Origin of the sequence: Gordonia sp. NPDC003585, assembly GCF_040610755.1 — a bacterium.
In the GTDB taxonomy this organism is placed as follows: domain Bacteria; phylum Actinomycetota; class Actinomycetes; order Mycobacteriales; family Mycobacteriaceae; genus Gordonia.
On sequence record NZ_JBEXMX010000124.1, the window covers coordinates 1 to 9519 of the forward strand.

Consider the following 9519-nt stretch of genomic DNA (forward strand, 5'->3'; position numbering starts at 1 on the left):
AGCGTTGCCGGACCGCCCCACACCGCGAGTTTCTGGGCGAGAGCGCGGGCGTCGGGGCCGAGGAGCGCAAGATGGCCGGCGATGACATCGGTTGTCTCGGTGCCCAGGTCGGCGTCGGTGCCGGGGATGACGGACGCGGCGCCGTCCGAGATGTCGAGTCGGTGCGATTGTTCCAGCGAACGCAACAGCGAGATCGCGTGCATGGGATTGCCGCCGGACGTCGAGAGCAGGGCCCGCAGTGCGGAATCCGGCGTCGCACCCAGGTATTCGACGGTCAGCGCATCGAGCTCGGCGTCGGCGAGGGGCGGCAGTTGCCACTCGTGCACGCCGGGGCGGGCGAGGAGCCGGACCAGGAGTTCGCGCTCCGGTAGGTGTCGGCGGCTGAGCAGAATCACCAGTGGTAGATCGCGTGCGGCGCCCGAGAGCCGGAAGATCAGTTCGAGGCTCGCCGCGTCGGCGTTGTGCGCGTCGTCGAGCACCAGGACGAATGGGCGCTCGGCGCACATCGCGTCGACGAGCGCATAGAGTTTGTCGCCGAACCCTCCGGGTATCGGCGCGGGCAGTTCGGCGCCGAGAAGGTCGGCGGCCACCCCGAACGGCTGTCGCCACGAGAGTTCGTCGGCTCCCGCGAACCGGACCTGCCCTACCAGCCCGTCGGTCAGCGCGCGCAGCGTATGGGTCTTGCCGCTGCCCGGGCCTGCGGTGATGACGAGCGTTCTGGGTACGTCGCGTGTGCCGTCGGAATGCGCGCGGGCCAGCACGGATTCGATCTCGCTCACGATGGTGCGCCGCTCGCTGATCCTCGGCGCGGACATGTGCCCATGCTAATGCGGGTGTGGGGTCGGGGTGCATGAGAAGCTTGCACCCATGCGTGCCAAGCGGGGCAGCCGCGACTACGGCTCGATCCTGCTGGGATCGGTGAACGAGAGCAACTTCCGGCAGCGTGTCCGCATTCAGACCCTCCTGACCGCCTCGATCGTGGTGGCCAACCTCATCGGGGCCATTCTCGTGGTGTCGCTGACGTCTGTCGGCATCCCACAGCCGTCGGTGTTTCAGCCAGAGTTGTGGTGGGTCAACTTCGTCGCGCTGCCCATCTATGTCGCCATGGCCTTCGTCGTCGGTATCGGGTGGGGGACGGTCGTGGTGGTCCGTGACCTGAAGTGGGCGATCCGCGATCGGCCGCCGACCGCGAAGGACGCTCGCCGGGCGCAGCGGGTTCCGTGGCGCCTCACCGCCGTTCAGGGTGCGTTGTGGGCGATCGCCACGGTGATGTTCACACTCATGTACGGCATCCTCGACCCGGAGCTGATCCCCAAGATCCTCTTGGTCGTCAGCATGGGTGGTGTCGTCGTGGTGACGATCGCCTATCTGCTCATCGACTTCACCCTCCGTCCGATCTCGGCCGAGATAATCTCCGCGGGCTACCGTCGACGCAAACGCAGCGGCGTGCGCTCGCGTGCGATCGTCTCCTGGCTCATCGGTTCGGCCATTCCCATCGTCGGGATCCTGCTCGTCGTGGCGTTCGGACTCGCTCGTGACGAGACCAGCAAGCTCGACCTGTTTGTGGGTGTCACGGTGCTCGGCCTCATCGCGCTGTTCACCGGTCTGGTGCTGACCTTCCTGTCGAGCCTGAGCATCACCGGACCCATCCGCAGCGTCCGCGCGGGCATGAACAAGGTGCAGTCGGGCAACCTCGACGACGCCGACCTCGTCGTCTACGACGGCACCGAACTCGGTGACCTCCAGGTCGGTTTCAACACGATGGTCGGCGGACTGCGCGAGCGCGAGCGGATGCGCGACCTGTTCGGGCGGCACGTCGGCCACGACGTCGCCGAGGCAGCGCTGAGCTCCGACCCCGAACTCGGCGGCACCGAGCGCACGGTCGCAACCCTGTTCGTCGACGTGATCGGCTCGACAACGCTTGCCGCCGAACGCAATCCGACCGAGGTGGTGGAGATCCTCAACAAGTTCTTCGCGGTGATCGTGGCGTCGGTGGAGAACCGTCGGGGCCTGGTCAACAAATTCGAGGGCGACGCGGTGCTCGCGATCTTCGGGGCGCCCATCGACCTCGACGATGCCGCGGGTGCCGCGCTGGCCGCGGCCCGGCAGATCGCCGCGGACCTGGCCATCGAAGTGCCGGAGCTCTCCGCCGGAATCGGCGTCAGCCACGGGCCGGTCGTCGCCGGAAACGTCGGCGCGATAGAACGATTCGAGTACACCGTGATCGGCGACCCGGTCAACGAAAGCGCACGACTGTCGGAGCTGGCCAAGCGTGACCCGAGTCGGCCGTTGGCGTCGGGCCGGGCGGTGGATGCGGCGTCGGAGAAGGAAGCCCGACGCTGGGAGCGTCAGGAGTCGACGTCGCTGCGGGGTCGTACCGAGGAGACAGTGGTGTACGCGGCTCAGATGTCGGAGTAGCTTCGGGCGGTCGCGTCGGCGGGCTGTTCGTCGGCCGGCCCCGACAGTCGTCCGAGCATGATCGTCGCTGTTGCCATGACGGCGAGCGCTGCGACGACGGCGATGTCGCCCGCGGTGTCGACCCGCAGTCCCTCCTGATAGATGGTCAGCCCCAACGCCATTGCCACCACTGGCTTGAGGACTGTGACCGTTGGGAGGCTGGTCTGCACGGAACCGGCCTGATAGCTCGATTGTTGCCAGAGCGTGCCCAGGGTGGCCGCCACCGCCATGCCCCAGAACTCCCAGCCGAGCAGACCGTGCAGGACTCCGTCGTCGAAGGCCGAGATGGCCGTCTTGGTCAGCGGGGCCGAGACCCCGAGCAGCACACCGGCGGCGATCGCCAGCGTCAGCGAGCGCGACACCCCGTGCGGCAGACGCGATCCGACGCCAACGCAGACCGCGACCACCGGGATGATGAGCGCGAGCGGGAGGATCCAGTGCGCGAACGCCGGGGCATCGATGCCTTTCGTCGGCTGCCCGAGCACGATGAAGACGACGAGAGATGCGAAAAGTAGTGCGGCCCAGAACCACTCGCGTGCCACCAGTCGGCGCTTCTCGGAGATGGCGGCCAGCGGGAGTGCGAACAGTAGGGTGCTGACCAACAGTGGCTGCACCAGCATCAGGCTGCCCACCGCCAGCGCCCACGCCTGCACGACGAAGCCGAGAATGTCGGCGCCGATACCCATCAGCCAGGTCTTGCGTCTGGCCAGCGTCACCAGGAATCCCGCACCGGTGGCGCCCTCCGTCGGCAGACCACGCGTACCTTCCGCTTGCCACACCGACGCCACGGCAAACAGCAGCGCGGCGGTCAACGCGAGGATGATCGGCAGGATCACGTGGCATCCTCCTGGATGGGTAGATCTGTCAGACCGTCATCGGAGCTCGGTACGAGTGAGGATATCGAGAAGCTCCCGATTGATGAACAATCGATCGCGTCCGGCGCGTACATCTTCCAGCAGGCCGGCCTCGGCGAGGGCGTTGAGCCATTTCGTTGCGGTGGGACGCGACACGCCGCAGCGTTCGATGACGGTCGAGATGCGGCAATAGGGCTGCTCGAACAAGACGGCCATCAGCTCGACATCGACGCTGCCGCGTGTGAACTCCCGTGCCCGTTGCGCGTACGTGTCTTCGAGTTCGCGGATCGCGGCGATCTTGCGGAGCGTGGACTCGGAGGAAAGCTCCACTCCCCGAAGCATGTACAACAGCCATTCCTCCCACGCCTCCTCGGCGGTGACGGCCAGGAGTAGCCGGTAGTAGTCGGCCTTGGTGGCGATGATGTAGCGCGAAAGGTAGAGGATAGGCGACTCGAGCAGTCCGGACTGCCGGAGGAACAAGATGTTCAGGATGCGTCCGGTTCGGCCGTTACCGTCGGCGAACGGATGAATCGCCTCGAATTGATAGTGGCCTACGGTCATCCGGATCAGTGGATCGAGTCCGTCGTCGGCGTGGATGTAGGTCTCCCACTCGTGGAGCTTTTGTACGACGACGTCTTGTCCCTCGGGTGGGCTGTAGGTGACTGCACCGGTCACTGGGTGCGCCAGGCGCGTGCCGGGGAGATCCCGTACTCGCATGTCGTGGCCTTTGATGGTGCTGCACACCGTGATCGCAGTCGCCGAGGTGATCGGACGATTCAGCGTCTCGTCGAAGCCGACGCGCAGGGCAGTCCGATACCTCAGCGCCTCCCGCGTCGCGGAGTCCGCGCCGTCGTCGTCGTCGAGGAACCTGAACAGATCGTCGGTGGTGGTGACGATGTTCTCGATCTCCGAGCTCGCCTGCGCCTCGATCAGCGGGATCGTGTTGATCAACACTGTGGGGTTCGGAATCGAGATCGCCGCCTGGTCGAGCCGGGCCAGCGACCGGTTCGCGGAGATGGCAGCCTTGAGGACGGATGCGGTCTCCACCTCGTTGGACGCGGGTGGCGGCGGAAGCGCGTTGTACGGCTTCTCCGGATTCCACCTGGTCACGGACCCAAGCCTGACACGCGTGGACGTGACATGTAAAGATTTCCAAGAATTCTTTACATGTCCGTGGCGACGTGTACGCAGTCTTTGCACGTCGCCCGCGTTCCGCGGAACGCTGCTCACCGGGCGCCGACGCGTTGTCGCGGCATCAGCCGACCGTCGTTGCGCTCGATGACCACAGCCAGCACATACAGCGCTGCGCCTTTGAGGGTAGCGTTCTACCTGAACCTGTCTAGAAGGGTAGAAGATGGCGCTCAACATCAAGGATGAGAAAGTTCATGCTCTCGTGAAGGAGATCTCCGCTCTGACCGGGGACAGTCAGACTGCCGTGGTCCGACGCGCCGTCGAGCAGTTGCACCTGCGAGTCCAGGCACAGTCGGGTCGTGGTGAAGAAATTCGCCGGAGCGGTGCCCGGATCGGGGCGCAACTCGTACCGTTGGAGCCCGGCGAGGACCCGACTGCATTTCTGTATGACGACCGAGGTCTACCCGCATGATTGTGGACACCTCAGCAGTGATGGCGGTGGTGTTCGACGAAGAGGATGCAGAGACTTACGCCGCTGCTCTTGCCCTTGGTGGCCTCCGGATGTCGGCCGGCACCTATCTTGAGTGCTGCATCGTGATGGACCAGCGCGGAACACCGCAAACGAGCCGAGAGTTCGATGCATGGTTCGCTGACATCGGCGTGCAGGTGGAACCGACTTCGGTGGCGGAGATCGGCATAGGTCGGCAAGCGTATCGGGACTTTGGGCGAGGCAGCGGGCACCCCGCCAAGCTGAATTTCGGTGACTGCTTTTCGTATGCATTGGCAATTCACAGGAATGAGTCGCTTCTGTGGAAGGGCGACGACTTCTCACACACCGGCGTCAGGTCTGCGTTGGACGAAATCTATGAACATGGCGAGGAGTATCGCGCCCCAAAGTCGTGATGAACCCGAACCGAACTGTATAGGCACCCAGCCCACAGACTCCGCGTGTGGATAGTTTTGTCGGCCCGAGAATTCTTGTCGTACCCCTCTGCGTGCATTTCGCCGTGCCACCCGCCACCGCCGGACGGTGGATGACGCTGGGCGCCCTGCTCCAAGACCATCTGGAGATCTGGATACCCACCCTCGCCGAAGGACGCGCGGTCATCTGGCGATACGCAGCGAGCGGGAAGACGATCATCACGTGGCCGTAGCTTTCGTTGGTGCCAATACTGTTGGGATGCTTGCCCTTCGAGGTCCTCGGCTAGCGCCTCGGGCACCCTTCGAGACGCTCGCAACCTCGCTCCTCAAGGGCGGCGCCTCAGGGAGCGAAGGAAGGCTCCTCGCTAACTGCAAGCGCTCCACCTCAGTGTTGCGGCCACCGGGTGGCGTCGTGACCAGGCAAATAGGCGGCCCGGAGCCTCCGCGCGGCCGGCGCCCGCGACAACTGGAGCCGAATCGGAGAACGCGAGTGCTGCAGCACTCGCGTTCTCCAACTCAACTCGAGTTCTCGCAGGACGACGCGAGAAATGGCCAGACCGAAGCCCAAGCCGCGCCCGACTTGGGCGGTGATGTGCCATGGGTGGCCTCAGACCACACCCTGTGCCGAGTCGGGTCAACCGTGTGCTGCAGCACACAGATTCTCCAACAGGACACAGAGTGTCGGGAGCGACGCCTCGGCAGGCTGAATTTGCCCAGGTCATCGGTCGTGCTCACGCCTCGCGATCGACTTGCGCTTCGGCGAAGTCCAACTGACGCAGTGCCATTCGGAGGACCTCGTCGCCGATGCGGCCGGCGGCGTGTTCGTCGATGAAGACCGACCGCTGGACTTTGAGGACGTCGAGGCGCATGCGGGCACCGGCGGCGGTGGGGCTCTCGCCAATGGTCTCGGGTCCGCGGCCGAGTTCTTCCCACGCCGAATTGCGTTGGGTGGTGACCCATTTGCGGAGCATCATCACCTGGAGTCGTCGGGGGTCGTCGTCACCGATGTCGGCGGCGTACCCGTCGAGGACCTGCTCGGCCTCGCGGCTCGCCCGGTCCTGCGCGGCCGCGTAGGCCAGACGATCGGCGGACTCGTCGTCCGTCGACACCCCGAGGCGCCGGATCACCCACGGCAGCGTGGTGCCCTGGATCAGCAGGGTGCCGATCACCACCACAAAGGTGAGGAACAGAATCTCGGGCCGGCCTGGGAAATCCTCACCGGTCTGCTCCACCGTCAATGGGATGGCGAAGGCCGCGGCAAGCGAGACCACGCCGCGCATACCCGACCACGCCACCACGAACACCCACCCAGGCGGCGGAATGCCCTCGCGGGCACGGATCTTCGCCGAGAACAATCGCGGCAGGTAGGTGGCCGGATACACCCAGACGAATCGGATCAGGATGGTGGCGGCCAGCACTGCCGCTGCATCGATGGACACCTGCACCCACGACTCGCCGGACAAACCCTCGATCAGGAAGGGCATCTGTAGTCCGATGAGCAGGAAGACGAACGCCTCGAGGATCGCGTCGATCGACTTGCGCACCGCCTCGTCCTGCAGGCGGGTTGCGTAACCCGCACGGACCGAACGCGATCCGAGGAACAGTCCGGCGGTGACCACCGCGATGACGCCCGACGCGTGGGCCTCCTCTGCGGCGAAATACGTCGCGAACGACACCATGATCCCGATCGCCGTCTCCATCGGCGGATCGTCGAGCCAGGTGCGCAGCCACGACACCGCGAACCCGATGACCAGCCCGATCACCACCCCGCCCACGGCCGCGAGAGCAAACATCGCCAGCCCTTCGGCAAGGCTTGCGGTGGCGCCGACCGCAGCCACTGCGATCCGGAACGCAGTGAGCGCGGTGGCGTCGTTCAGGAGGCTCTCGCCGCCCAGCAGCGTCATGATCCGCCGGGGCAACCCGAGACGACGACCGATCGCCTGCGCCGACACCGCGTCGGGCGGTGCGACGACCGCACCGAGCACCATGGCGGCCGCGAGCGGCAGATTGGGCACGGTCCAGTACGCGACCAGACCGACCACCAGCGTCGTGAACAGCGGAAGACCGACGGCCAACAGTCCGATCGCCCGCCGATTCGCGCGGATGGCCTGGTAAGAGCTGTCCTGGGCGGCCGAGTAGAGCAGCGGCGGCAAGATCAGGAACAGCACCAGGTCGGGTTCGAGCATCACTTCGGGCACACCGGGTATCCAGCCCACCGCGAGGCCGACCGTGACCAGGACCAGTGGGGCGGACAACCCGTACCGGCGGCACAGCGCCGCGATGGGTACCGCGGCGACCGCGACCAGCAGCAGCTCAGGACTCACCCGTCGAAGAGTAGTGGGCGGGGATAATGGCGGCCATGCGTATTTTCGGAAGGCAACGACCCAGCCGTTCGGGAGCGGACTCCGGCACTGCCTCGGCGGCACGGTGTCCGGAGCTCGGCGAGATCGGAGTCGACGCGGGCACCGACCCGGCGCCCCGGACCGGAGACTCTCGGGTGTGCGAAGGCTGCGTCGCGCTCGGCGAGGATCATTGGGCGCACCTGCGTATGTGCTTGACTTGCGGACATGTGGGTTGCTGCGACTCCAGCCCCCGCCGTCACGCGACCGGGCATTTCGAGGCGACCGGGCATCCGGTCATGCGTTCGGCAGAGCCCGGCGAGGCGTGGCGCTGGTGCTACATCCATGAGGTGATGGGATGACAGACGGGGAACGTAGGATTTGAGGATGACGTCGAACAGCGACAGCGTCGTACCGGACGCGCATGGCGAAGGCTGGGTCGAGCCGACCGCACACCCCGCCGAGCCGCCCGCGCCAAACCTGGTCAAGCCGGCTGCGGAACAGGCCACGCCGGCAGCGGACGCCCCCAAGCCCGTCGAGGACTCGGGTGAGCCGGAGAGCCGCGTCGGTCCGCCCGACGTCATCGGCACACCACTGAGCCCGACGGCGACCAAGGTGATGGTCCTCGGTGCCGGCGAACTCGGCAAAGAGCTGGTCATCGCCTTCCAGCGACTTGGTGTCGAGGTTGTCGCCGTCGACCGGTACGCCGACGCGCCGGGCCACCAGGTCGCACATCACGCCGAGGTCATCGACATGACCGACCCGGACGCGGTGCTCGCGCTGATCGACAAGCACAAGCCCGCCTACGTCGTCCCGGAGATCGAGGCGATCGCCACCGACGCCCTGGTCAGCGCCGCCGAACGCGGACTCACCGAGGTCATCCCCACCGCGTCGGCCGTGGTCGCGACGATGAACCGCGAAGGCATCCGACGGCTTGCCGACGAGGAACTCGGGCTGCCGACGTCGCCCTATCTGTTCGCCGACACGCTCGACGAACTGCGGGTCGCGGCCGAACAGATCGGGTACCCGTGCGTGGTCAAGCCGGTGATGTCGTCGTCGGGCAAGGGGCAGTCGGTGGTGAAGACGCCCGGCGATCTGGCGGCAGCGTGGGAGACCGCGGCCACCGGCGGCCGGGTGCGCAGCGAGCGCGTCATCGTCGAAGGTTTCATCGAGTTCGACTACGAGATCACGCTGCTGACGGTCCGCTGCGTCGACCCGAAGACCGGTCGCCTCACCACCGCGTTCTGCGCGCCGATCGGACACCGGCAGATCAACGGCGACTACGTCGAGAGCTGGCAGCCGCACGATATGAGCGCCGACGCGCAGGCCGCGGCGACGTCGATCGCCGCCCGCATCGCCACCGGCCTGGGTGACGGAAAGCTCGGTGGCCGTGGGATTTTCGGTGTCGAACTGTTCGTCAAGGGCGACGACGTCTACTTCTCGGAAGTCAGTCCGCGCCCCCACGACACCGGCCTGGTGACGATGGCGACGCAGCGTCTGTCCGAGTTCGAGATGCACGCACGCGCGATCCTCGGCTTGCCGGTCGACGTCACGCTCGCCTCGCCGGGCGCCTCCGCGGTGATCTACGGCCAACTCGACCAGCCGGCGATCGGCTACGAGAACGTCGCCGTGGCACTCACCGTGCCCGAGACCGACATCCGGCTCTTCGGCAAGCCGGAGAGTTTCCACCGCAGGCGGATGGGCGTGGTCACGGCCACCGCCGACGATGTGGCGACGGCTCGCGAACGTGCGGTCCGCGCGGCGTCGATCGTGTCGCCGGTCGCGGGTCGGCCTGCGCAGCGCCGAGTGCCGCAACC

Annotated in this window: 10 protein-coding genes; 6 read left to right on the plus strand and 4 right to left on the minus strand. The window is 66.4% G+C overall.

The genetic code is table 11. The features are described from left to right. Positions 1–815: AAA family ATPase (locus ABZW74_RS22845; protein ID WP_355279597.1), on the minus strand; the 815-nt coding region annotated here is incomplete at its 3' end. A gap of 52 nt (positions 816–867) precedes the next feature. Between ABZW74_RS22845 and ABZW74_RS22850 the strand changes: the two genes are divergently transcribed. After that, the gene (locus ABZW74_RS22850; RefSeq protein WP_355279600.1) at positions 868–2418 is read left to right on the plus strand and encodes an adenylate/guanylate cyclase domain-containing protein; all 1551 of its coding nucleotides are present in this window, start codon (positions 868–870) and stop codon (positions 2416–2418) included. Here the strand turns inward: ABZW74_RS22850 and ABZW74_RS22855 are convergent. Together ABZW74_RS22855 and ABZW74_RS22860 are read right to left on the minus strand one after the other, a co-directional pair. Then, positions 2403–3293: a DMT family transporter gene (locus ABZW74_RS22855; protein ID WP_355279603.1), complete on the minus strand. Its 891-nt coding sequence runs from the start codon at positions 3291–3293 to the stop codon at positions 2403–2405. The two genes, ABZW74_RS22850 and ABZW74_RS22855, sit on opposite strands and share 16 nt — an antisense overlap. A gap of 36 nt (positions 3294–3329) precedes the next feature. Continuing rightward, on the minus strand, positions 3330–4421 hold the full coding sequence (locus tag ABZW74_RS22860; RefSeq protein ID WP_355279606.1) for a Fic/DOC family N-terminal domain-containing protein: 1092 nt from the start codon (positions 4419–4421) through the stop codon (positions 3330–3332). 244 nt (positions 4422–4665) lie between these two features. On the opposite strand from ABZW74_RS22860, the gene ABZW74_RS22865 reads away from it, so the two are divergent. Genes ABZW74_RS22865 through ABZW74_RS22875 form a run of 3 tightly spaced genes read left to right on the plus strand, consistent with a single transcriptional unit; the run spans position 4666 to position 5596 of the window. Further along, positions 4666–4914, plus strand: coding sequence for a type II toxin-antitoxin system VapB family antitoxin (locus ABZW74_RS22865; protein WP_355279609.1), 249 nt, complete (start codon positions 4666–4668; stop codon positions 4912–4914). Next, positions 4911–5345: a type II toxin-antitoxin system VapC family toxin gene (locus ABZW74_RS22870; protein ID WP_240859329.1), complete on the plus strand. Its 435-nt coding sequence runs from the start codon at positions 4911–4913 to the stop codon at positions 5343–5345. Before ABZW74_RS22865 ends, ABZW74_RS22870 begins: the two co-directional genes overlap by 4 nt. 47 nt (positions 5346–5392) lie before the next feature. Next, the gene (locus tag ABZW74_RS22875; RefSeq protein WP_355279612.1) at positions 5393–5596 is read left to right on the plus strand and encodes a hypothetical protein; all 204 of its coding nucleotides are present in this window, start codon (positions 5393–5395) and stop codon (positions 5594–5596) included. Between the two features lie 498 nt (positions 5597–6094). Here the strand turns inward: ABZW74_RS22875 and ABZW74_RS22880 are convergent, their stop codons facing one another. Continuing rightward, the gene (locus tag ABZW74_RS22880) at positions 6095–7687 is read right to left on the minus strand and encodes a Na+/H+ antiporter (RefSeq protein WP_355279615.1); all 1593 of its coding nucleotides are present in this window, start codon (positions 7685–7687) and stop codon (positions 6095–6097) included. Between the two features lie 35 nt (positions 7688–7722). On the opposite strand from ABZW74_RS22880, the gene ABZW74_RS22885 reads away from it, so the two are divergent. Both ABZW74_RS22885 and purT read left to right on the plus strand, forming a co-directional pair. Further along, on the plus strand, positions 7723–8064 hold the full coding sequence (locus ABZW74_RS22885) for a UBP-type zinc finger domain-containing protein (RefSeq protein WP_240859318.1): 342 nt from the start codon (positions 7723–7725) through the stop codon (positions 8062–8064). 25 nt (positions 8065–8089) lie between these two features. Next, on the plus strand, positions 8090–9519 hold a 1430-nt coding region (gene purT / locus ABZW74_RS22890; RefSeq protein WP_355279618.1), incomplete at its 3' end, for a formate-dependent phosphoribosylglycinamide formyltransferase.

Bases quoted from the DNA above. Each gene is read 5' to 3' on its own strand.
- ABZW74_RS22850 (WP_355279600.1), top strand. From the start codon at position 868: ATGCGTGCCAAGCGGGGCAGCCGCGACTACGGCTCGATCCTGCTGGGA.
- ABZW74_RS22865 (WP_355279609.1), top strand. From the start codon at position 4,666: ATGGCGCTCAACATCAAGGATGAGAAAGTTCATGCTCTCGTGAAGGAG.
- ABZW74_RS22870 (WP_240859329.1), top strand. From the start codon at position 4,911: ATGATTGTGGACACCTCAGCAGTGATGGCGGTGGTGTTCGACGAAGAG.
- ABZW74_RS22885 (WP_240859318.1), top strand. From the start codon at position 7,723: ATGCGTATTTTCGGAAGGCAACGACCCAGCCGTTCGGGAGCGGACTCC.